Source organism: Terriglobales bacterium, assembly GCA_035624455.1.
Taxonomy (GTDB): Bacteria; Acidobacteriota; Terriglobia; order Terriglobales; family Acidobacteriaceae; genus DASPRM01.
Genome location: DASPRM010000004.1, coordinates 68,759 through 91,546 on the forward strand (window position 1 = coordinate 68,759; position 22,788 = coordinate 91,546).

General features: G+C 57.0%; 15 protein-coding genes. 12 read left to right on the forward strand and 3 right to left on the reverse strand.

The features are described from left to right. Positions 1-76 precede the first annotated feature (76 nt). Positions 77-1,261, forward strand: coding sequence for a 6-phosphofructokinase (locus VEG30_00610; protein HXZ78399.1), 1,185 nt, complete (start codon positions 77-79; stop codon positions 1,259-1,261). Positions 1,262-1,359: 98 nt separating this feature from the next. Further along, on the forward strand, positions 1,360-1,707 hold the full coding sequence (locus tag VEG30_00615; protein ID HXZ78400.1) for a hypothetical protein: 348 nt from the start codon (positions 1,360-1,362) through the stop codon (positions 1,705-1,707). A gap of 38 nt (positions 1,708-1,745) precedes the next feature. On the opposite strand, the gene VEG30_00620 is transcribed toward VEG30_00615, so the two are convergent. Next, positions 1,746-2,255: a hypothetical protein gene (locus VEG30_00620; GenBank protein HXZ78401.1), complete on the reverse strand. Its 510-nt coding sequence runs from the start codon at positions 2,253-2,255 to the stop codon at positions 1,746-1,748. A gap of 724 nt (positions 2,256-2,979) precedes the next feature. Between VEG30_00620 and VEG30_00625 the strand changes: the two genes are divergently transcribed. The 5 genes from VEG30_00625 to amrB all read left to right on the forward strand — a co-directional run bounded on the left by VEG30_00625 (position 2,980) and on the right by amrB (position 9,061). Beyond that, entirely contained in the window at positions 2,980-4,632 is a 1,653-nt protein-coding gene (locus tag VEG30_00625; GenBank protein HXZ78402.1) for a 4Fe-4S dicluster domain-containing protein, read from the forward strand. Further along, entirely contained in the window at positions 4,629-5,141 is a 513-nt protein-coding gene (locus VEG30_00630; protein HXZ78403.1) for a DUF6599 family protein, read from the forward strand. Before VEG30_00625 ends, VEG30_00630 begins: the two co-directional genes overlap by 4 nt. Positions 5,142-5,259: 118 nt before the next feature. After that, on the forward strand, positions 5,260-6,267 hold the full coding sequence (locus VEG30_00635; protein HXZ78404.1) for a DUF362 domain-containing protein: 1,008 nt from the start codon (positions 5,260-5,262) through the stop codon (positions 6,265-6,267). 153 nt (positions 6,268-6,420) lie between these two features. Further along, the gene (gene amrS, locus VEG30_00640; GenBank protein ID HXZ78405.1) at positions 6,421-7,530 is read left to right on the forward strand and encodes an AmmeMemoRadiSam system radical SAM enzyme; all 1,110 of its coding nucleotides are present in this window, start codon (positions 6,421-6,423) and stop codon (positions 7,528-7,530) included. Between the two features lie 22 nt (positions 7,531-7,552). Further along, positions 7,553-9,061, forward strand: a complete 1,509-nt coding sequence (gene amrB, locus VEG30_00645) for an AmmeMemoRadiSam system protein B (protein HXZ78406.1) — start codon at positions 7,553-7,555, stop codon at positions 9,059-9,061. Between the two features lie 4 nt (positions 9,062-9,065). Here amrB and VEG30_00650 read toward each other — a convergent pair whose 3' ends face one another. Then, positions 9,066-11,291, reverse strand: coding sequence for a hypothetical protein (locus VEG30_00650; protein ID HXZ78407.1), 2,226 nt, complete (start codon positions 11,289-11,291; stop codon positions 9,066-9,068). A gap of 167 nt (positions 11,292-11,458) precedes the next feature. Between VEG30_00650 and VEG30_00655 the strand changes: the two genes are divergently transcribed. Together VEG30_00655 and VEG30_00660 are read left to right on the forward strand one after the other, a co-directional pair. Then, entirely contained in the window at positions 11,459-12,448 is a 990-nt protein-coding gene (locus VEG30_00655) for a DUF362 domain-containing protein (protein ID HXZ78408.1), read from the forward strand. A 97-nt stretch (positions 12,449-12,545) separates the two neighbouring features. Then, positions 12,546-15,215 carry a hypothetical protein gene (locus VEG30_00660; protein ID HXZ78409.1) on the forward strand — a complete coding sequence of 890 codons (2,670 nt, stop codon included), beginning with the start codon at positions 12,546-12,548 and terminating at the stop codon, positions 15,213-15,215. Here the strand turns inward: VEG30_00660 and VEG30_00665 are convergent. After that, entirely contained in the window at positions 15,192-17,732 is a 2,541-nt protein-coding gene (locus VEG30_00665; GenBank protein HXZ78410.1) for a hypothetical protein, read from the reverse strand. The genes VEG30_00660 and VEG30_00665 overlap by 24 nt on opposite strands. A gap of 1,117 nt (positions 17,733-18,849) precedes the next feature. On the opposite strand from VEG30_00665, the gene VEG30_00670 reads away from it, so the two are divergent. From VEG30_00670 to VEG30_00680, 3 genes are read left to right on the forward strand one after another with little or no spacing between them, the layout of a single operon-like run. Continuing rightward, on the forward strand, positions 18,850-20,874 hold the full coding sequence (locus VEG30_00670; protein ID HXZ78411.1) for a molybdopterin-dependent oxidoreductase: 2,025 nt from the start codon (positions 18,850-18,852) through the stop codon (positions 20,872-20,874). After that, positions 20,871-21,953: a 4Fe-4S dicluster domain-containing protein gene (locus tag VEG30_00675; protein HXZ78412.1), complete on the forward strand. Its 1,083-nt coding sequence runs from the start codon at positions 20,871-20,873 to the stop codon at positions 21,951-21,953. Before VEG30_00670 ends, VEG30_00675 begins: the two co-directional genes overlap by 4 nt. Continuing rightward, positions 21,934-22,782: an FAD/NAD(P)-binding protein gene (locus VEG30_00680; GenBank protein HXZ78413.1), complete on the forward strand. Its 849-nt coding sequence runs from the start codon at positions 21,934-21,936 to the stop codon at positions 22,780-22,782. The genes VEG30_00675 and VEG30_00680 overlap by 20 nt, the downstream gene beginning before the upstream one ends. Positions 22,783-22,788: the final 6 nt, after the last annotated feature.

The window sequence follows — 22,788 nt, forward strand, 5'->3', positions numbered from 1 at the left end:
CCCATTCAGATCAGTGACACGAATCACCTTTTGGTGGAATATCACCCCTTGGTATTAAGGGGTTAAGGAGTCTTATATGGCAAAGAAGCGCATAGGAATACTCACCGGTGGTGGCGATGTCCCCGGGCTGAACTCGGTAATCAAGTCGGTGGTCTATCGCGCTGCGGAAATCGGAGGCGAAGTCATAGGTATCCGCCGGGGCTGGGAAGGATTGACCCATGTTGATCTAAATGATCCGGCCAGCAAAGCGCGCTACATCCTGCCCCTGAATCGCGAGAACACGCGCACCATTGATCGCACCGGCGGTACCTTCTTGCACACCTCGCGTACTAATCCCGCCAAGATGAAGAAGCTGCCTCCGGTTCTGCAGGGGCAGAAGTTTGCTGCCACAGAATCGACCAAGAAGGGTGTGGTCAGTACGGTGTTCGATGTGACCCCGGCGGTGCTCAAGAACATCGAGACGCTGGGTTTCGATTACCTGATTGCAATTGGTGGCGACGACACACTGAGCTATGCCTCGGAACTGGATCGCAAGGGGGTGAAGGTGGGTGCTGTGCCCAAGACGATGGACAACGACGTACGCAATACGGAATACTGCATCGGGTTCTCGACGGCGATTACGCGCGCCATGGACGCCATCGACCGCCAGCGTACCACGGTCGGCTCGCACGAGCGCATTGGCATCTTCCGTGTGTTCGGCCGTGATGCCGGCTACACCGCCCTCTACACAGCCTACGTGACCGCGGTGCGTTGCTGCATTCCTGAGTACAAGGTCGACCTTAAGCGCCTGATAGAGTTGCTCATCGATGATAAGCGCAACAATCCGAGCAACTACTCACTGGTCATTCTTTCCGAAGGCGCCGAGTGGCAAGGCTACACAGTAAAGGAATACGGAGAAGCCGACGCCTTCGGACATCGCAAAAAGATGAGTGTCGCCGAAGACCTGAGCGACGAGATCAAGAGGACGACCGGTGAAGAGACCGTGGTCAGCGACCTGACTTACGACCTCCGCTCGGGTAGCCCCGATTTCGTCGATCGCCTGGTGGCATTTACGTTTGCGGGCATGGCCATGGACGCCTTGGAACAAGGCAAATCCGGACTGATGACCGCGATCAACGAGGGCCGCTATGCAATGGTGCCGATTCCCGATCCGAAGCTGGGTCCACGCAAAGTGGATGTCGCATCGATGTACAACACCGAGCGCTACCGCCCGAAGTACGACCACAAACTCGGCCTGCCAATCTTTTTGACGCGGCCCTAGTTCCATGTTCCCCGTCACAGACAGAGGACGACCTGGTGCGCGATCATAAGTGTGCGGACTGAGAATCTCGTCAGCGAACTCTCCTGGGGAGATGACCTATGAGAAAAGCAGCAATTTTCCTCCTGGCATCCCTCCTGCTTGCGATTTTTACTGCACTAGCGCAAGTCGGGCAGGAACAGAGTGAATTCCTGAAAATCACGGTAAAGAGCAGGGAGGTAAGCAACGGTGTTGTAATCCTTGCCGTTCAGCAGGGCAAAAAATCTTTTGAGTTGCAGTGCAACAAGGGTTTCCGAGGTTGCACCGGGCTGGAGCCAGCAGACTACTTCATGGTGAGACTTCCGAAGGGCCACGGAATTTACGATTGCGTGAATGCCGATATTTATCGAAACTCGACCGATCCCATAGACGACAAAATCGGCGAATATTGCCTGATCGAGGCAAAGTGATTTCCCTGGATTGAAATTCGCCGTGACTCCCCCGGCGGCTATGCCCGGCGAATGCGAATTACCTCTGTTCTGTCGCTAGCCGCTGCGCCCGATGCTGCTTCACCATCCTGACGAAGTAGGGCCAAGTCGCGAACGCGCGCACACTCCCACATCACGGATACCGATTGGCTTCGCGAAAACATGACATTTTTTTGCGCTTTCGAGAGGTAAGGTGAGGAAGTAACCGCGGAATCGATAGTAGTTGCCAGCAACTGTGCCCATACTCGAAAGCCCCTGCTAATGATGCGCGAAATCAATATCGCGAAGATGGCACAGCCTGCCAGCGAGGCACACACAACCGGAAACCCTGAACGCTCGGCTGATCTTGCTTGGTAGACAATAAGTGCGGCAAACCAAATTACTCCTGCCAAGAAAAGGCCACCGTTCCTGATGGTCTCGCTAAAGCCGGTGGTAGTCTCCGCTACCTGATAGGCATTGCGATAGCGCTCTCTCACGGCTTCGTTTTGCTTCGTTTCGGGCGCGAAGGGGACGACGACCGTGCTGCCCATAAGAACCTCCTCCGGGGGAGGAATCGCTCTTCGAAACCACTCCCCTTGCAAGCGCTAGCACAGTCAGATAACAAGTTCAGTGACTAAGCACACCTGCATAAGTGAGCATTCACTCAAGAATTTGCCTTGTTTCGAAATCGTACCTGGCAATTGGGACCAGCCGCCTATTTGCGGTGGCATTCTTAAATTCCGATGTGTGGCAATGCGGTACCAAAACGGAATTCGGGATAAGTGTCGCATCGATTGTTTCTCCAGCAGTTGCCTCTCGAGGCAGACTCATTGCAAGGGTGTTGATGATGTCCGAAGTACCCAGGCAATTGCCGTGGAAGCGTTTTGTTCACGTCCTCCAGCGGTTGGGATACCGACAGGTGAAGGCACGTCGGGGTTCGACCCGACTGTTCTCTCACCCTAGCCGTAACCCTAGTCTGATCTCCCTACACGAACCTCACCCGGGCGACACCATTCATCCCGGCACACTGCACAATTTTCTTCAACGGCTTCAGATGAGTCCCGAGGAATTCATTGAGTTGCTAAGAAAATGACTCATATCGCCTGGCCCGGAGACGATGCTTCCAGGGACTGTCTTCCGCTTGCAAATACCCGAAACAGGTGACCTTGCTCACAGCAGTCGGGTAACCATTCAGAGGAACATTGCTTGCGCCAAAGAGTTCCAGATTTCATGCCAGACTCTGGTAACCGGTTCCCTTCTACGAGGAGTGCCAGAGTGCCTCATGTCAAACCAACCAGACTGCGCTGGCTTTCGCAGCTCATCTTCTTTTTGCTGTTTCTGTTCCTTTTGCTGCATACAGAGTTCCGCGGATCCTTGCGCGCCGTAGGGGCGGATATTCGCCTGCCCTATCCGGTCAACCTCTTCTTGCGATTCGATCCCCTGGTGGCACTGTCGAACGCTCTGGCGAGTCGCGCTTTGTATCACGGGTTGTTGTGGAGCCTGCTGATTCTGATCCCAACGATGTTCCTGGGGCGCTTCTTCTGTGGATGGATCTGCCCGCTGGGGTCTCTGCACCATTTCTTCAGCAGCCTGAAATCAGAGCGCAAGCGCGGAAAACAGCTGATTGAATCGAACCGCTATAAGCGCTGGCAGACCACGAAGTACTACCTCTTAATTGCGGGCTTGATCGCCGCGCTCTTGGGCAGCGGAATGGTTGGGTGGTTGGATCCGTTCTCGTTGCTGGTGCGCTCGCTTGGCCTGTCTATTCTGCCGGGAACGAACTATGCGTTGAGTGCCGTGCTAGCCGCTTTAGAACACAGCCGGTTCGCAACGGTCCAGACCGCGGGTAGTGTGCTGCATTTCATCCTCGGAGCACTGTTCTTAAGTTTCAAGCAGCCGTATTTTCGGCAAGGCGTCTGGCTGGGCTTGATCTTCATTCTTGTTGTGGCTCTGAATTTTCACATCACTCGGTTCTGGTGCCGCGCGCTCTGTCCGCTGGGTGCTTTGCTGGGCCTGGTTTCGCGCTGGCCGATTCTCGGGCTGGTCAAGAGCGCGGAGCGTTGTGAGAACTGCAACCGTTGTCTGCTGCGATGCCAGGGAGGCGACGACCCGATCCGTGGGGTTCCCTGGCGTCAGCCTGAGTGTCATTTATGCCTGAACTGCGTTGATGGGTGTCCAGAGCACGGCCTGCAGTTCAAGTTCTTCCCCGCCCAAAGCTGGAGCGGTGTAAACCTGCAGCGGCGCAAGGTGGTGATGGGATTGGGAGCGGGGGCAGCCGTCATTCCGCTGTTGCGTAGCACCCCTGGATTCGCCGTCGAGCGCCACGACCGGCTACTGCGCCCCCCGGGGGCACTCGATGAGGGGTCCTTCCTGGCGCGCTGCATACGTTGCGGCGAGTGCATAAAGGTTTGTCCAGACAACGCTCTGCATCCCGCCTTGAGCGAAGCGGGGCTGGAAGGCCTTTGGACGCCAGTCATGGTCCCGCGAATCGGTTACTGCGAGAGCAGCTGCGTGCTGTGCTCGCAAGTCTGCCCCACGGGCGCAATCTGGGAGATCACAGCCCAAGACAAGGGCTGGGCTGTGGGGGCGGCCACTGACCTCAAGCCCATCAGCCTGGGAACGGCATTCGTAGATCGCGGCCGCTGCCTGGCGTGGGCGATGGCGACGCCGTGTATCGTCTGCGAAGAATGGTGTCCGACATCACCTAAGGCCATCTACCTCCAGCCAGCCGAAGTGATGGATGCAGAGGGGCATCTCAAACAAGTGAAACAGCCGTACATCAATCCAAAGCGCTGCGTCGGCTGTGGCGCTTGTGAGTACGCGTGCCCGGTACAGGATCGGGCAGCCATTTACGTGACCAGCGTCGGTGAGAGCCGGTCGCGGACGAACCAGATCCTATTGAATCGAAGCCGGGGAAACGGGAAATGAGGAAAGGGTTCAGTCCATTGCGTTTGGCGTTGATGATCGCCGTGTGTGGCGCACTCTTGGGAAGTGCCGGTTGCAATCGAGGGACTCGGACGAATACTACTCCGTTTCCGGCTTCTGACGAGGTTGAAGGATGGGCCAGGACTGGTGCGATACGCAGCTTTGAGGCGGCCGACCTGTGGAAGTACATCGACGGCGAGGCGGAACGGTATTTGAAGTCTGGGACGCTGAGAGTAGTTACCGCTGATTACAAGTTTCAGAATCAGGTTGAGGCAGTAGTCGACATCTACACTATGGGAAATTCTGAGAGCGCGGCGAAGATATTCGACTCCGAGCCGATCGGGGACGCCAAGGAGGTCCAACTCGGAGACGGCGGCCGGTTGTACGGACAGAGCCTCGTATTTCGCGCCGGACCTTACCTGGTGCGGATTGTTACCTATCAGGAGTCCGCCCAAACCGCGCAGGCGCTGTTGCAACTGGGACGCAGTATCGAGCGGAGGCTAACGAGATAAGTCAGTGCCGAAAGTTGTGTGCGGTTATCACTGAAAACCTAAGCCGGTTTGAGGTATGGGTGGAATGAATCCGGCCGGGGATCAAGTAAGCCTTATACGCAGTCTGGGAGCTGCCTTTATGGACCAAACAAGCGATACGAGCCGGCGAGACTTCCTGAAGAAATGCGTCATGGGGACCGCCGTCCTGCGAACCGCCAAACTGCCATTGTTGGGGATGGCAGGACAGGAATCAACGCCCGGCAAATCGAAGGTTGTGATCGCAAATGATGCACAGCTCCGCGGTGCGAAAACCACCGTCGACTCCAGTCGGATTGCTAGTCTTCTCGACCGCGCCATGCAAAGCCTATTCGATCTGGATGATCCGATTGAGCCCTGGAAAAAGCTCGTCCGCGCGGGGCAAAGGGTCGGAGTGAAAGTAAATGCACTTGGAGGACGCGGCCTTTCCAGTAACGTTCAGCTAGTTGAAGCTATCTGTGAAAGATTGCAGGAAGCTGGAATCAGGGGGAACGACACCGTCATTTGGGACCGCGACACTGAGGAGCTGGAACGTGCCGGATTCCACGTTGCCACGGCCGGAAACCGCGTTCAATGTTTCGGCAGCGATCGGCTGGGTTACGAAGAGAGGCTGGCGACATATGGCAGCGTCGGCAGCCGGCTGTCGAAGATCCTCACGCAGCGCAGCGACGTGCTGATCAATGTGCCAGTGCTGAAAGATCATGATGGGGCCGGAGTCACCATCGCCTTGAAGAACATGTACGGCGTAATTCACAACCCCAACAAATATCACCCCAATGGCTGCAATCCGTATATCGCCGACGTGAATATGCTGCCCGAGATCAGAAGCAAGATGCGGCTGACGATTTGCGATGCCACAACCGCCTCGTATGAAGGTGGTCCCGGATACAAGCCGCAATACAGCTGGAAGAATGATGGCCTGATCATCTCGCAAGATCCGGTGGCGCTCGACTATATTGGCTGGCAGATCATCGAGCGTAAGCGGGCTGAGAAGGGACTGAAGACGCTGGAGGGCGTCGGCAGATCGCCGGCATACATCGCAACAGCCGCCGACGCAGGGCATCGGCTAGGCATGAATGATCCGCGGCGAATCGCGACTGTCGAAGTGTAAGCGGCGTGAGGTAGTGAGATGTCACGCGAGCTGGATGCGCAAGCAGAGGGGGAATGGCGGGCCGCAGCGGCGGCAGAAAGTAGCTTGCTCTTAAGCCCTAAGTGCTTCCCGATGCTGTCCCCAGTCGATCGCCGATCGTTTTTGAAATGCGCAATGTTATCGGGCGCAGCTCTAAGCCTAGGTGATCTTGGTCAAGATTTGGTCGCTGTCCCTCTCAGTGCATTTCCGCAGAAGCTGGACGATTCACGTTTCACCGTCGAGGCTAGGTTCTACCAGAAAATTGAGAATAAGCGGATCAAATGCAAGTTATGCCCGCGCGAATGCACGGTGGGAGACCGGGAGCGTGGATACTGTGGTGTGCGAGAAAATCGCGGCGGCACCTACTACACGCTGGTGCACTCGCGCTTGTGTGCGGCACACGTAGACCCCATCGAGAAGAAGCCTTTCTTCCACTACCTGCCGGGAACTATGGCTTTCTCGCTGGCCACCGCTGGCTGTAACGTCAATTGTAAGTTCTGCCAGAATTGGGACATTTCGCAGGTGCGCCCGGAGCAAGTTCCCGCCAACTATGCACCCCCAAGATCGGTCGCCGACCTGGCCAGGCAATACCACTGTCCGACGATTGCCTACACCTACAGTGAGCCGGTGGTCTTCAGCGAGTACCTGATGGATGCGGCGGATGCCGGACACGAAGCCGGCATCCGCAGTGTGGTCGTCTCCAACGGCTATATGCAAGCAGACGCTCTCAAGGCCGCGTATGGAAAGATGGATGCCGTCAAGATCGATCTGAAAGCCTTCTCCGAATCCTATTACCGCGATGTCGTTGTCGGGGAATTGAAGCCGGTGCTGAATGCCCTGGTCACTTTGCGAAAAATGGGCAAATGGACTGAAATTGTCTACCTGGTAGTACCGACCCTCAACGATAGCGATGCCGAGTTTCGCGGCCTGGTTCGGTGGATCAAGACAAATCTCGGCGTAGATGTACCTGTGCATTTTGCGCAATTTCATCCGGAATATCTGCTGAAAAACCTGCCGATTACGCCGGTACCGACCCTGGAGCGCGCCAAAGCGATCGCCGACGCTGAGGGACTGCACTACGTCTACATCGGCAATGTGCCAGGGCATCCCGCGGAAAACACCTATTGCCCGAAGTGCCGCCGCATGCTGGTGGAACGCGTAGGATTGACGGCCAGGCAAATGCTCATCCGCAAGAATGCCTGCCCATTCTGCCAGCAACCGATTCCGGGAGTGTGGCACGCATGAGGTCCGAGAGGAGGGCTCGCGCATGAGTATGAAAATTCGCGGCGCAATGTATCGTGCGGCGATCCTACTGATCACGGTTCTGCTGATTGCGGCATTCCGGCACGATTCGGCTATGAGCCCGGAACACCTGCGGCCGGCTGGAGTGGCAGGCGGCTTCTATCCAGCCGACCCCAAGGCGCTCACGGCAATGATGGATGACATGCTGGCACATGCATCGCCGCCGCCGATCACGGGCTCGATTGTCGCTGTTGTAGCACCACATGCGGGTTATCAATTCTCCGGCCCTGTCGCTGCCTTCACGTATGCGGCATTGAAAGGGCAGAAGTTTTCCCGAGTCGTGGTGATCGCCCCGTCGCATTACGAATCCTTTGAATTCACCTCAATCTATGACGGTGACGGTTACACGACGCCGCTCGGAACGGTTCGTGTGGACCATGCCTTCGCCGCACAGTTGGTGAAGATGAGCCCCAGCATCAAGCTCTCGGGCCGCGGACATCTTCCTACCCCCAATGGCACTGAGCATGCACTCGAGGTGGAGTTACCGTGGTTGCAACGGGTTCTGAGTGATTTCCAGCTCGTGCCCATCGTCATGGGCGATCGGAGTTATGAAAGCAGCCGTGCCTTGGGAGTAGCTCTTGCGAAGCTGATCCACGGTAACGACACGCTGATCGTGGCGAGCTCCGACCTCTCGCATTATCACCCTTACGACGAGGCGGTGAAGATCGACCACAAAACACTCAGCGCACTACAGGCGTGGGACTACTTCAGCATGTCGCAGAACTTCGGGGCACGAGTTTGGGAAGCTTGTGGCGGCGCACCAATCGTGGCCGCGATGATCGCCGCCGAACGCCTGGGTGCAAATCAGGCTCAGGTGCTGAAGTATGCCAATTCGGGCGACGTAACATCAGACCGCTCGCGGGTTGTGGGATATAGCGCCGTGGCTCTGGTGAAGACTCCACACTCTCAGTCCGCTGAACCGCCGTTCTCACTGACCGCGCGCGAGAAAAGCGAACTGCTTGCTCTGGCTCGCACGTCTGTAGAACACGCCGTACAGGAAAAGAGCGCGTATCAACCAACTTCGAGTACCAGCGAGGTGCTGAATCAGGAGCACGGCGCCTTTGTGACCTTGCGAGAGTCGCGTGAGCTGCGAGGATGCATTGGCTACACCTCTGCGATGAAGCCTCTCTACCTGGCAGTGCGGGACACCGCCACGCTGGCTGCCCTGCGCGATCCGCGATTCAGGCCAGTCTCCAGCTCCGAGTTGCCGCAACTCCAATATGAAATCTCCGTGCTTTCACCGCTGCGGCGCGTGCAGGATATTCAACAAGTTCAAGTCGGCCGGCACGGTCTGCTGATGAAGAATGGCAGTCGTGAGGGCCTGTTGCTGCCACAAGTTCCTGTAGAAGAAAAATGGGATCGCAAGCGGTTCCTGGATGAAACCTGCGCTAAGGCCGGCATGCACTTCGGCTGCTGGAAGGATGAGAACACCGACATCTTCATGTTTACCGCAGTCGTGTTTGGGGAGAACTGACTGGTTATGTCCGAGCGCTCTTTGCCAGGCTCAACCGGCTAGCCAGAAGCAGGGGCGCCAGGTTGACTGCGGCAGTGAGCCATGCGGTCTTCCAAAACCCGAATACCGGAATGAGATAACTGCTCAACAACAAAGCGCCGGCACAACCGCCAAGCAAGTCGATCGCATAGAGTACGCCCACACCGGTTTCGGCTCGACGACCGCCAAGATAAATCTCTGTGGCGATGGGAAACTGATATCCCCCCGCTATTCCGCACCATACCGCTAAAGCTGGAAAAGCAAGCTGCGCACCCAAAAGAATGCCCGGTCCGCTAGAGCTTCGGGACAGCAGGCTCACTCCAAACAGCAGTACTGGCGCTGATAGGGCTAGCAGAAGTTGAGCGATTGCGGCAGTTGTCATGTTTGGCCCGCTATCGGAAGCACGAGTGCGAGCGATCCCCAGCCAACTCCCAAACGCGATGCCCGCCATGAACATACCGATCAGGATCGCAAGTTGATGGTAGACATAGCCGAAAAGAGACTGGAACGACAGCAGGAGAAAAATCTGTAAAGCCATCAGCGTGAACCCCGTCGCCGCCACACAGTAGGCCGCCGCTGCCCGCGCGCGTCGCTCCCGTGCGGGCAGATACCCGAGTACAGCGGCTACGAGCAGCAGTGCGACAAGCACTCCGTCGATAATCGGCCTGAAGGCAATGTGCGCTGCAGCCTGGAATAGACGGGAATAGGCCAATTTGAACTGAGCACTCCACAACACCACGTCAAAGTAGTAGGCAATCGGCTCGAAGTCGCGATTGACTGGCGTCGCAGGCAGCGGTTGTAGCAGCTCACGAACTTGAGCCATGCGATCCGGCATCATGCGAAATGGGATGAAATATTCCCGCACGTATTGCGTCTGCAGATGCCGGCTCTGCAGCCGGGAAATCAATACTTGCGGATCATCGGTCAAAACATTCGGTTGCACAGCCGCGAAGAAGTGTGCTGTTTCGCCGGGGATGATGACGACCTGAGGAAAAACCTGTCGCAGCGTATGGTGAATGCAGCGCAGAAATTCTGCCAATTCTGGGCTGATGTAGTCCTCCGACGAGCGCAGGTCTAACGCCAGCAGCCCTCCAGCAGCGAGATGATGACGAGCCGAATGAAAGAACTCGGCCGTGTAGAAACGGTTGAGCTGCGCGGTTTGGGGGTCGGGCAGATTCAGAATGATTACATCAAATGAATCAGCCGCCATCTGGAGATAGTGCCGCCCGTCCGCGTAATGGATGTGGACGCGAGGGTCAGAAAGAGCGGGCGCCGAATACGTCGGGAAAAATTCGCGGAATAGATGAATCAGTGTGGGGTCGAGCTCAACATAGTCGAGCTGCTCCAGGGTGGGATGCTTCAGCGCTTCGGGAATACTACCATTGACACCGCCGCCCATGAGCAAGACTCGCTTCGGCGCAGGATGCTCAAGCAGGGCGTAGTGGACGGCCTCTTCGGCAGCATTTGGATCAGGCGTGCTGGCCAGGATCACACCGTTGTCGTAAATACTGCGGATATTACCGGTCTCGACGACCGTGAGATTGCCGTAGATCGAGTCGCGAATTCCCAAGACGCTGAATCCTCGCCACAGGCGTTGTTGTGCAGACCTGTCGAAGGATGGCGCGATATATAAAAGAAGCGGAATCGCAAAGCAGGCGGCTGCCACAACCCAACCCGCCACCTGTTTGGGCTTCATCCGCAATAATAAGGTCGCGGCCATGCATAGGTTCAGCAGGGCGACGAGAATGGCAATCTGAAAAGAGCTCAGGAAACGCAGCAAAACGATGCTGGCCAGGACTCCGCCCAAACCGGAGCCGATGGCCTCAAGCAAGTAGGCCGAACTGCTCGCGAGGCGGCCGGAAACCGCGCACTCCTGTTGGTACATGCGCGCCGCCACGACGAACAGGCATCCTGAGAGAACACAAAACGTACCCAGGCACACCAGGGACGTGAGCAGCATCGGCAGCGGACCCACCAGTTCTCCCGGCACTGTCTGAAAGAAAGCCCTGGAGGTGCGTACGATCCAAATCGTTGGCAGCAGGCTAATGCCCAGCAGGCATTCGATCGCCGCCACCGCCGTCCGAGCATTGTTTTGGCCGATTCCCATCCGGCCGGCCAGGCTGCTTCCGGCGGCAGTCCATAAAAGCCACGTCGCCAGCATAATTCCCAGAGAAATCTCATTGCCGTTGAACACGACGATAAGTTCCCGCATGAGAAGAATCTGGCCGATGACCGCGCTGAATCCAACCAAACCCAGAGCAGCTTTTACTGCAATCGTTAGCTGTCGCGCACAGGGCAGTGTGACGGGTTGCACAGGTGGGACCACCGGAACGAAATTAGAATCTAGCTGCTGAACAAAAATCAAAAGGCGGTGCGAATATGCCGCCGGCCACCAACCCAACAATCAGCCGTCGCGAGGCTTTAGTCCAACTGCTCCGGCTGGGTGGAATTGCCGCGGGAACTACCAGGCTCGGATTCTGGCTTAGCCAGCGCAATCAGCATCCTCAGCCAGAGCTGGCGACAAGTCGGAAACGTAGTCATGCTGTCGCCGCCAATCCAGTACTGCCCGAGATGGCAGTCATTCAGGGTGCAAATCCTGCGCAACTGGCGCGTGAAGCCATCGAGGCCTTAGGCGGCATGAGCCGCTTCATCTCGCGCGCCGACATTGTTCTGGTGAAGCCCAACATAGGCTGGGACCGCACTCCCGAACAGGCGGCCAATACCAACCCGCTAATCGTTGCCGAGATAGTCCGCCAATGTTGGAACGCCGGAGCCAAGAATGTCATTGTCACCGACGTCAGCTGTAACGAGGCCAGACGGTGCTTCCAGCGTTCGGGCATTGCCGAAGCGGCGCGGCGCGAGGGGGCGGAGGTCATCCTGCCCGAACCCGCCAGATTCAGGGACGTGGATCTACAAGGCGCAGTGCTGCGCGAGTGGCCGGTCTTCGATCCCTTCCTCAACGTCGACAAAATCATCAACGTCCCGATCGCCAAACACCACAGCCTGACTGGTACCACCCTGGGAATGAAAAACTGGTACGGCATCCTGGGCGGCCCCCGCCATCAATTGCATCAAAAGATCCACGAAAGCCTGGTGGATCTCGCAGATTTCATGCGTCCGACACTAACGCTCATCGATTGCTACCGAGTTCTGATGCGAAACGGACCCACCGGAGGCAACCTGGAAGACGTCGTTTTCAAGAAGACGCTGGTGGCCAGCACTGATCCAGTCGCGGTCGATGCTTATGTAGCCAATGCCTATTGGGACCTGAAGGTTTCCGCTCTTCCCTATCTGCAGATGGCAGCCCAACGCGGCCTGGGAACATATGAGTTTGAGCACCTTCGCACAATCGCGAAACAGCTGTCGTGATGACGATACCGGGTTGGGAATTGGACCGGCCCATGAGGTCGGGCAGGTTCTGAGGTCGCGATTTTCGCGACCGCTGTATTCCTGATTCTGAGGCGTTATGGCAATTCTCCTAAGCACGGGAATCCGCGACTTCAAACTTCGCGGTAATTTTGTTAACCAGCGCAATCTCCTGGCCAGCAGAGATTTGCATTTTGGGCGCGGTCAAACCGGAACCGTGAAGGGTACCGGACAATCTCCGCCAGTAATCGAATATGAACTGGACGACGGAGCAACCAATTGCATTGCGGTCAGCGAAGCAGATATTCCGCTGCTCTGCTGCGATGACTTCGAAAAAGCTAAGGCACATCTAAAGCTGATTCTGGATGCGCGTCACGGAGACCTCAGGGCCGCTGGAGATCTAGCGCTCGCTGTCCAGGCTTCCGACGTTGCAGTTCGAGGGCAGCCGGTCGAAAGTGATTTCGTGGTTCCTTCCACGAGCTGTCAGGCGCACTCCGAACAAAAGATCAGTCAAAAGGGCTCCATTCTCCTGAAATTGAGCCAGCAGGGCTATCCGGTGCCAGATTTTGTCGTGCTGACATCGCTTGGCTATCTCGATCGGGCACAGCATCTCGAGGAACATGTCTCCAAGGCCACCCGGCAACTCGAGACTCTCACTATGCAGAGGCTCGGCGATTCCAGAAATCCCTTGGTGTTTGCCATGCGCTGCGCTACCCCCACCTATATTCCCGGACTCATGGATACCTACCTCAATGTCGGAGTGACAGAGGGTACGTTGCCAAGCCTGGAACAGATGTATGGCACGGTCGCAGCTCGCAGGATGTTCCTGAACAATTTGCGAAATCTCTGTCAAGCGCTACACCATGACGAGTACCTTGCCCTAATCAAGAAGTCGGGTTCAAACCTCTCGCCGGGTCAAGTGGCACGCCTGATCGACCAGCTCAGCTCGACGGTGAGATCCAGTGATCGAAATCTTGTGGATAGTCCAATCGCTCAAGCCATCTTCTTCGCGAAACTGGCCTATCAAGACTTCGAAGCGAATCAGGATCTCGTGCTAACCCTGTGTCGTGGAACAGAACACTACCCCAGTCTCATCCTCCAAAAAATGATCTGCACCGTGCGCCATGAAAGCGCTTATGCCGGTGTCATTTCCAGTCGCGACACCCACACAGGAACGGGGATTGAACTGCAAACGGCTCGCAACATTTTTGGCGAAGAAATGATGACCGGCACTGCCGAGATCCAGGCTACGTCTTTCGAAGATCCGGAAGCGATCAGGAAAACATTTCCTGGCGTCTACCATTTCCTTCCCCACCTCGGGGATCTGGAAGGGGAGTTCGAATCGCCGGTCACGATCGAATTCGCAGTCGAGGCCACAGAACGGCATCAACTATTCGCTCTACTGCAGGTCAACCAGTGCGGTATGTCAGGACGGGCAGCCATCACTGCGGCGGTCGACATGCATAAGGCGGGCACGATTTCCCGGCAGCGAGTTTCCGAGCTCGTTCGTCCCTACCACCTCAAGCAACTCACAAGCGATACCATCGATCAGGATGACTTCAGCCTGCTCACTCCCTTCTGCTCGGGGATTGCGGTCCTGCCGAGGTCGGCGGTTTCGGCACGCATGTATTTCACCGGGGATGAAGCATTAAGGGCAAAGAGTCAGGGCGAGAAGGTATGCCTCTGCAAACAAACCTTTGTGCCGACCGACACCGTGGTGATGCGGGAGATGGATGCCATCGTCAGCCTGACCTCAGCCGCTGTCCATGTCGTCACCATATGCCAGAGCTTGGGTATTCCCGCGCTGTTGAGCCTGGAGAAGAGCGGGGTACAGCTGAACCCTGGCGGAGGTTTGTTCAATGCGGCGGGCCAGGAAATCAGGGAGGGGGATTGGATCACTGTTTCGTCGCGGCGAAGATGCCTCTATCAGGGACAAGCCAAGTACAAACCGGCGCGCCTGCTGCGATACATGAAAGGTGAGGCGGTCGAGATGGATGAGGGCGAAAAGAAATCCTTTGCCTCCATCGCTTACGCCTATCGCTACTACAAGCAATTAACTCGAGGGCTCGAGATTGACCAGATCTCGACATTGAGTGAAGTCGTACGGCTCGTAAATTTTGATCTGCGCGGCGAATTGGAGCAAGCCCAACCCCTGGTAAACGCCTGGTTTGACAAAAGCGAAACTCTTTACATGGAGGAAGTCCTCAAAAGCGACATAGGCGACCACCTGGGGCAAAGCAATGTCTTCGAGATGCTCACACTGGGGAGGAAAATAAGGTTCTTCAAACACGCACTAGCGAAATGCTTGCGCGAACATATTTCCGGCTATGAGGCAGGAGCGTTCATGTTGGGACGTTTTCTGTGCCTCTCTTACCCCGTTGCCTTCTGGCGATCCTTTACCCCCTCGGAAATCGGATTACTGGTAAACGAGTGGGTCCTGTTTGAGAAATACATGCAGGTTCTGCACAGCGTAGGCGAACGCAGGATTCTATTAGCACGAAAGCAGATCTTAAAAGGTGGCCTCGAGGAGCTTTCCCTTCACCCCCGCAACGTGCTGGCTCTCATCACGCTGAAGCTGAGCGGCGCGAAACTGGACGAGGTCAGGTCCGTACTCCCCGAATGGGCCGACCCGCAATGCCAAGGCGTTATTGAACTCCTGCAGCAGCCCTACCGCGTGTTTTACGATTTCAAAGCACCCTGGTCGGTTAGCCAGCTCGAAAAGATATGCCGGGAGGAGAACCTCCCCTTACCGAGTCCCGACGACTGCTAGCTCCCTTGCCGGCTCCTGCATTCGCTCCTTAATGCCGTACAGAACGTCGCGGTCGATGGTTGTTTCCAGTTCGTGAAGGATGTCAGGCAGTTCCTTTCCATCCCTTGCGGCCACCAGCCGTCCAAGGGCAAGCGACAGCGACAGCACCGCGTTCATGCCGAGGTTGGCCTTGCGCTGCATGATCTGGACTTTCTCTTCGTCAGAAGCGCCGAGTGCGATTTTCCCCCGCTTCATTGCCAGGTCCAGCTCCATCAGCAGGAGTTCGCGATCGATGTCGGCCAGCGTACCCAGCGCCGAGATCTTCTGTCCCAGGAAGCGAGGAGCCAGGACCTCCGTGACATTGTGCACTGCGTTCAGACAGCCCTTGCCGCCATAGCGTTTTGACCGTACCCACAAGTCGGCAAGTTCGCGATTCTCGGTGGCGAGAGTTTCAGCCTTGACTCCCGATGCGAAGCGGTAAGTCTTTTCCTTCTCTTTGTAGACGAAATACTGCGAATACTTTCTGGTAAGTGGCGATGCTTCGATAATGCTGTCAACCAGGTGGATGGCTTCGTCCGTCCCTGCGGACGTGCCGAGTGGGGTAGCGCCGGAGAATTTCATTCCATTGTCCAGCATCACAACAACTCCCACGGTCGGAATGCCGGCATTGGTCGGTTCCTCGTGAGCGGATATATCCGCAATCACCAGATCGGGGTCGAGTCTCCGCGTAACCTTAGTTCCTTTCTTGGCCATCTCCATGAGGTCGACGATTCGCCCATATTTGACGAGCCTCTCGGTGTTAGCCCCACCTCCGCATTTCAAGCCAAGCGCTCCGACCGCGAAACTGATGTCCGCTTCCATCACCTCATTGGGGGATTTCGAGCGGTGTGAGACCACCAGCGCGAGCTTCATCTGTTTCGCTATGCGGGTAGCTAGCAAGGTTTCGCTCAATGTTCCGATCTGATTAGCTTTGATCAGCGCGGTATTAATCAGGCCCTGTTCGGCGCACCGCTGAATCGTAGAATCCTTGGTGGTAACCAGGTCGTCTCCAATGATCAGGATTTCCTGATCGAGCGCCTTCATCAGTTTCTTCCAGCCTTCGTAGTCGTCTTCCGCGAAGGGGTCTTCTAGCGAGACAATCGGATACTTCTTCACCCAGCTCACAAAAAGATCCACCATCTCGTCGGTGGTCATCACCCTAGGATCTTCGGCTCTCCAAAACAGATACTGGCCAACCGAGTCCTTCTCCCCGGTCTTCTCGCGGTAAGCATTGCTGAGTTCGCTGGCGGCTGGATCCAGAGCAAGGCATACGTCCCGGTCAGGCACGAATCCACATTCTTCGATCGCCTGCACCGCAACCCTCAATGCCCGTTCTTCGGGCAGGAGGTCACCCTTTTCCTTGGCATAGGAGGCGACAATCCCACCCTCCAGGCCAATGCCGACGAAATTCAGTCCTTCGGTGTCCTGGATAATCTGGATGGCCCTGCTTTGTAGAAGATTCGTGACCCGCTGGGCTTCGATATAGTCTTTGGCGGTGAGCGGTAGGAACATCAATTCCTGAAAACTGAGATTACCGCCCATCTCCTCGGTGTGACGTCCGCCCATAATCGAATTTCGAAATTCCCAGGGGGCAAACACAATCCGGCCGTCAGGCAGTTCCAGTTCCTGCAAGCGGTGCAGGCGCAGCTTGCGTCGCAACTCAGAGGGCTTCACGGGACGTACTTCCTGAGTCATGCGGGCCGGTTCAGCCACCCTAACTTCCGCTGCCTTTGCCGCCGCCTCTTCCTGCCGTTCACGGAATGCCTTGTACTTGCCGGCATCGGACAGCAGGAAATCAAAAAGCGCAACCACGCCGATCGTGAAGCAGAGTCTGCCCAGGTAGACGGCTGCCGGAAACGCCATGCGGAGACCAATGATGATCAAGAGAATTCCCGGGACAAAAAAGATTTGGCTGAGCACTTTGCTCGCCCTTGGCCCCGCAGCTGCCACCGCGAGATTTTGTGTCTTCACACTGGGGTGAAAGCTGCCCGCCTCCTTGTTGACTCCAAGAAATGCTCCCCAGGGGATCTTCACAAACATCTCCAGATACCAGCGCAGTCTCCCCAATACGCCCTGCTTGAGTTTTGCCTGCGCCTGTTCCTCAAGCTCTGGCCGCAGGTTATTCGTCCTGACCGCGGCCAGATAGTGCCCCATCTCGTGGATGGCAATATTCGTATGCCAGGCCGCATACCAGATGATGGAAGAGATCACTACCTCCACGCTGAGAAACATCTGCCGCATGACATCAAACCTCGACGCCACACTCGTCGAAATGCTAAGCAAGGACGTCAAGAATGCAGCGTGGAATGAGACCAGCTTATGGTTGGCGATGATCCAACCACGATCCAGCCCCGGAAGGTCGCTCGGCTTGGGGATTACCGTGCAGAAGCAGCGCCTAACCACTTGCGCAAAATCTGCGATTCCTTTCAGCAATCGGTTCCTATGAGTGCTGCCATGCGGGCCGCACGAATGGACGGCGAGATCTCGGAAGTAATTCATGATGTACTCCACTGGGAAGGCAGGCGTGAGGCAGGATTCCGCAAATATGCCGGCGCCACGATGCGCCCACGATCTGCAGACTCGCTGCTTTGAGTGAGGTGCACTCTTGACTCCAGCACGGAATCAGCGTGCGTTCTGTAGATTCTCCATTGGAGGTGGGCACGGGTCTGTGACCCTGATCACGTGGAGAAGCCCAACAACTGCGGGTGTCTTTCTAAAGGCGAGGGATGTTAGCCCTCGCCCTTTAACCGATGGCGCGAGCTGTGGGGCTCGTGCGGATTCTACGTGTATTGCGCGAGAAATAAGAAGCGCCGCCCTAGGCCAAGGGGCGGCGGGTGCTTTCGTCTGCTCTCATCTCCGTCGCTTTCGCCGGACGAATTTTACCGGGCTTTTCGGCGAGGAGGGAAGAAGTCTTCGGGCGATTGCCAAGTCTTCTTCGAAACGCTGAACCAGACGCTCCCCATTCTCGCGCAGCTTTCTGACGTCGGCGACCACTGTCGCGCTCTCTTGGGCAGACTCTTTGTACATGGCTACGACGTCGCGCGCGCGCTCTCTTGCTTTCCGACAGCTTTCCAGCAGGTCGTCCGGCGCCGGGGCCTCGGATTTGTGGGTAGCGACCATGCGGAGTTCACGCAAGCTGGTTGCCGGGCGTCGCCGCGCTCAAGCCCGCGTTGGTGCAGAGGTCGAGTGAGGACTTTCGGACGACTCCCGGCCCGAATTCTTCATACCACATTGGGTACGGAAATTCAGTGATGTGAAGTGTTATATGTATTTCCTGCCTTCATACGGCAATTACGCCTATGGTTGCCTCCGCTCCTCCATGCCAGGGGTGGGATTGCCTTGACGTCGACGCCGCCCAAAACTCGTCGCCATAGTTCTTTACTTGGAAGCAACTCGTAGCGGTGCCATTCCCGTAGTGCGCTCCTTGGCAAGACTGCCTGCGGGGGTGCTTCGGATGTGGTCGGCTCAGGCACCCCTCGTGGTGTTCCCCGTCACAGACTGACTACTCCAGGAGCGAGACGCTATTAGCAGAAATTGGCGTTCCACACGTACTGGTGCATTCACCCGCCGTGGCCGATGACTCGTTGTCGTGCCTCTACCGGGGAAGAAGGGACAGATGGCCCAGACGCTGACTACTTGCACGTTTTGCGGCGTTGGTTGCGGCCTCTATCTGGAGAGCAGTGACGGGAGGGTAGTGGGCGCATACCCAAGCCTTTCTCATCCCGCCAACTCGGGCCGGCTGTGTGTGCGCGGGTGGCACGTGCACGAAGTGTGCAGTTCGCCTGACCGGCTGCGGTCGCCGCTGTTGCGGAGGAACGGCACACTAGAGGAAGTGGGATGGGACGAAGCCCTCGGCTTTGTAGCTGACAAGCTGATGCGAATCCGCGCGCGCGACGGACCGGACGCGCTGGCTTTCCTCAATTCTCCCCGATGCGCCAACGAAGAATCTTATCTTCTGCAAAAACTAGCTCGCGCCGCGATCGGCACCAATAACGTGGACCACGGAAGCGGGGTTTACTGCCACAACTCCATCAACGTGTTACTGGAAACACTGGGGCTGCCAGCCACCACCAACTCCATTTCGGATCTGGCAAACAGCGAAGTGATCGTCGTTGACGGCGTCGACCTCGCGCGCCGTCTACCCGTGATTGCTGGCGCCGTACTCCGCGCCAAACTCTCTGGCGCCAAGCTGATTGTTATTGGTAGCCGGTACCATCGAATCGCCCGCTCGGCTGATTTGTTCCTGCAAGTGCTCCCCGGCACCGAGGCGATGCTCTACGGCGCACTCGCTAAGGCAATTGTCGACCGCGGCCTGATGAACCACTCTTTCATCCATAAACACTGTCGCGATTACGAGTCGTTCCTGGCACATATCCGCCTTTACGACGTGTTCGAGGCAGCCGAGAGCTGCGGCGTGTCGCCCGACTTGATTGAAGAGGCGGCGCAGGTTTACGCAGGCGCGCGCTGCGCGGCTGTGCTGTACTCGACGGGGATCGAGTCGCGAACGCGCGACAGTATCCGCGCCATCGTCAACTTGGCTCTGTTGACCGGGAATCTCGGCAAGCGCGGCGCCGGCATCTTCGCGCTCACAGAACACAACAATCTGCAAGGCGTTTGCGACATGGGTGTCCTCCCTGATCGCTTGCCGGGATACCGACCGGTCGGCGATGCAAGGGCGCGAGCTGAGGTGGAAGCGCTCTGGAAGACGACAATCCCTTCCAGCCCTGGATTTGGAGCACGATCGATGCTGACAGATCGAGGCGATGGCAGCTTGAAGGCGCTGTGGCTCTGTCGCTGCGACCCATTCAGCACGGCATTTTTTGGGGATCCTGCCAATTCGCTTCGCCATTTTGAACTCATCGTTGTCCAGCATCTCTTCATGACCGGAACCGCGGAATACGCCCACGTCGTTCTCCCCACGACATCGTTTGGAGAGGAGCGCGTATCGTTCACCAGCACGGAGCGAAGGATTCAGCTCGCGGAACGGGCCGTTGCGCCGCCCCCAGGACCGCTACCGGCTTGGGAACAACTGGTCCGAGTGGCTCGTCTGTTAGGTGCGGACTGGAGTTACCGTAGCTCCGCGGAGGTGATGGACGAAATCGGGGCTGTCGTGCCCTTCTACAGTGGGGTGAATTACCGTAACCTCGGCAGCCACTACGGACGGCAATGGCCATGCACTAAAGAACAGCCGCTAGGAACATCACTGCTGTTCGGGAATCACAATGGCAATCATGCGTTCCGATTCGCGGCGGTTGCCAAGCCGACGATCATTCCGCCGCCACCGGAGTTCCCGCTCATCCTGGTTTTCGGTCAGTCGCTGTACTACTGGAACCAAAGCGTCCTTATTCAGCATAGTGAGACGCTTCGCCGTGAACACCGCATTTTGCTGCTCGACTATCCGCAAGGGTTTGTCGAGATCAATCCCGCTGACGCCCAGGCCCTGGGTATCCACGACGGGCAAAAGGTCCGCCTCGTTTCTCCCGATGCCGCTGCCGTATCTACCGCACGAGTAACTGACGAGGTGCGGCGAGGCACGGTGTGCGTTCCGTACTTTGTTCGGGAAGTCGAGCGCCAGATTCTGGGAAGCGTAGCGGGTGGCGCAGCACTGGTCTGGATCCGTCTCGAGAAGGAGGCAGCGTGAGGGCGCGGATTGTCGCACGCAACGACGTACTGAAGATCGTGGACCTGCTGAGCGCTTCCGGCTATGAGGTTCTGGCATTGTTCCGGGATCATGGCGTCGACACCTTTTTTGATGTAGTCACGCCGGCAAACAGATCGCAGATCCAAATGCATGCGCCAAATCCTTGCAATCCGCCAAAGCGCTTTGTTCTTCCGCACCTCGAGCCGTTGCTCACCGTCCATCGCAGGAATGGACAGGTGCACATCGAGCCTGTTTATGATGATCGAAAACGCGCGATCTTCGGCATGAGGTCATGCGATATCGCGGGCGTCTACCACCTGGACCGGTTCTATCTCGGACGGGACTATCGCGACATCTATTACGAAAAACGCCGCCAGAACCTGTTCCTGGTCAATTTTGTGTGCACGGATCCGGAAGCAGATATCGGGGCCAATTGCTTCTGTGTCTGTGCCGACACCGGCCCGGCGGCGCGCGCTCACTTCGATCTTCAGCTCATCGATCTGGGCGACGACTACATGGCCGTTGCCGGCAGCGCCGCCGGTGAAGCACTCTTCGCAGAGAGTATTTTTCGGCGAGGCACTGCTGAACATATTGCGCGCAGACGAGCTGTCCTGGAAGAAACACGGAAGAAGTTCAAGCATGCAACCAGTTGGTTCTCCGCTGGCGTACGTTGTATTTCGCGCGGTGAGATACCGGAGAAAACGTGGGAGGAGATCGCCGACCGCTGCATAGAATGCGGTGGCTGTACTTATGTGTGCCCCACATGCACTTGCTTCACCGTCAGCGACCGGCAAAGCGGGCCGGGCGAAGCCGAGCGCGTACGAATCTGGGACTCATGCGCACTAAGCGGCTTCACCCGCATGGCCGGCGGCTTCAATCCGCGCCGCGCAGTGCACGACCGCCGAAACCGTCGCTTCTTTCGCAAACTAGCCCATTACTTCGTGCAACGTGAATTGTCGGTGGCCTGCGTGGGTTGCGGGCGCTGCGCCACCGTGTGCCACGGGGACATCGGCATGCCAAACGTGGTGGAAATGATTCGCCGTGCAAGCTCGGAGCAACATGCAGCAGTTTCTCACTGAAAACGTTTACCTGCCCAAGGTGGCAGTGCTTGATCGTGTGGAAGACGATATTGCCGAGGTCAAGACCTTCTATTGGCATTTTCGTGAAACCGAAAACCAGGAGCGCTTCCGCCATTTCCGGCCGGGACAGTTTGCACAAGTGTCGCTCTTCGGTGTGGGCGAATTTCCCGCGTCCTTGCCTCCGAGTCCGACTGAGAACGACACCTTCTTTACCATTCGGCAGGTCGGCAGTTGTACGGGAGCCCTGCACCGGTTGCGTCCCGGTGATCAGTTTGGGGTCCGCGGGCCCTACGGTAATGGGTTTCCGATGGAACAATATCGCGGCAAGAACCTGGTCTTCGTTGCGGGCGGGATCGGGCTGATTCCGCTGCGGTCGTGCATTGTTTACGCGCTAGCTCATCGCGCCGATTACGCCCGGATACAGATCTTTTACGGCTCGAAAACGCCCAAAGAATTGATGTACGTCCCGAAGCTGCGCGAGTGGGAAGCCTGCGAGGGAGTCGAGTGCCACCTGGCTGTCGATCGTGGCCAGGACGGCTGGACGGGACATGTGGGCGTAGTGGGCAGCCTGTTCAAAAAGGCCGGGGTACAGGTCCCGACGGAGAACACGATTGCGTTCGTCTGCGGCCCTCCAATCATGTTTCGCTTCGTCATCAAGGATTTGCTGGCCATGGGAATGCCTCAGACAAACATTGTTTCTACGCTCGAGCGTTATATGAAATGCGGTGTGGGCAAGTGCGGACACTGCTGTATCGGTGTCGCCTACGTCTGCATCGATGGCCCGGTCTTTACGTATCAGCAGATAAAGCGATTGGGCGAGGAGATCTGATGCCCG

Bases quoted from the DNA above. Each gene is read 5' to 3' on its own strand.
- VEG30_00635 (HXZ78404.1), top strand. From the start codon at position 5,260: ATGGACCAAACAAGCGATACGAGCCGGCGAGACTTCCTGAAGAAATGC.
- VEG30_00670 (HXZ78411.1), top strand. From the start codon at position 18,850: ATGGCCCAGACGCTGACTACTTGCACGTTTTGCGGCGTTGGTTGCGGC.
- VEG30_00620 (HXZ78401.1), bottom strand. From the start codon at position 2,255: ATGGGCAGCACGGTCGTCGTCCCCTTCGCGCCCGAAACGAAGCAAAAC.
- VEG30_00665 (HXZ78410.1), bottom strand. From the start codon at position 17,732: ATGAATTACTTCCGAGATCTCGCCGTCCATTCGTGCGGCCCGCATGGC.
- VEG30_00660 (HXZ78409.1), top strand. From the start codon at position 12,546: ATGGCAATTCTCCTAAGCACGGGAATCCGCGACTTCAAACTTCGCGGT.
- VEG30_00655 (HXZ78408.1), top strand. From the start codon at position 11,459: ATGCCGCCGGCCACCAACCCAACAATCAGCCGTCGCGAGGCTTTAGTC.
- VEG30_00615 (HXZ78400.1), top strand. From the start codon at position 1,360: ATGAGAAAAGCAGCAATTTTCCTCCTGGCATCCCTCCTGCTTGCGATT.
- amrS (HXZ78405.1), top strand. From the start codon at position 6,421: ATGTTATCGGGCGCAGCTCTAAGCCTAGGTGATCTTGGTCAAGATTTG.
- VEG30_00680 (HXZ78413.1), top strand. From the start codon at position 21,934: ATGCAGCAGTTTCTCACTGAAAACGTTTACCTGCCCAAGGTGGCAGTG.
- VEG30_00650 (HXZ78407.1), bottom strand. From the start codon at position 11,291: ATGCGGGAACTTATCGTCGTGTTCAACGGCAATGAGATTTCTCTGGGA.
- VEG30_00610 (HXZ78399.1), top strand. From the start codon at position 77: ATGGCAAAGAAGCGCATAGGAATACTCACCGGTGGTGGCGATGTCCCC.
- VEG30_00630 (HXZ78403.1), top strand. From the start codon at position 4,629: ATGAGGAAAGGGTTCAGTCCATTGCGTTTGGCGTTGATGATCGCCGTG.
- amrB (HXZ78406.1), top strand. From the start codon at position 7,553: ATGAGTATGAAAATTCGCGGCGCAATGTATCGTGCGGCGATCCTACTG.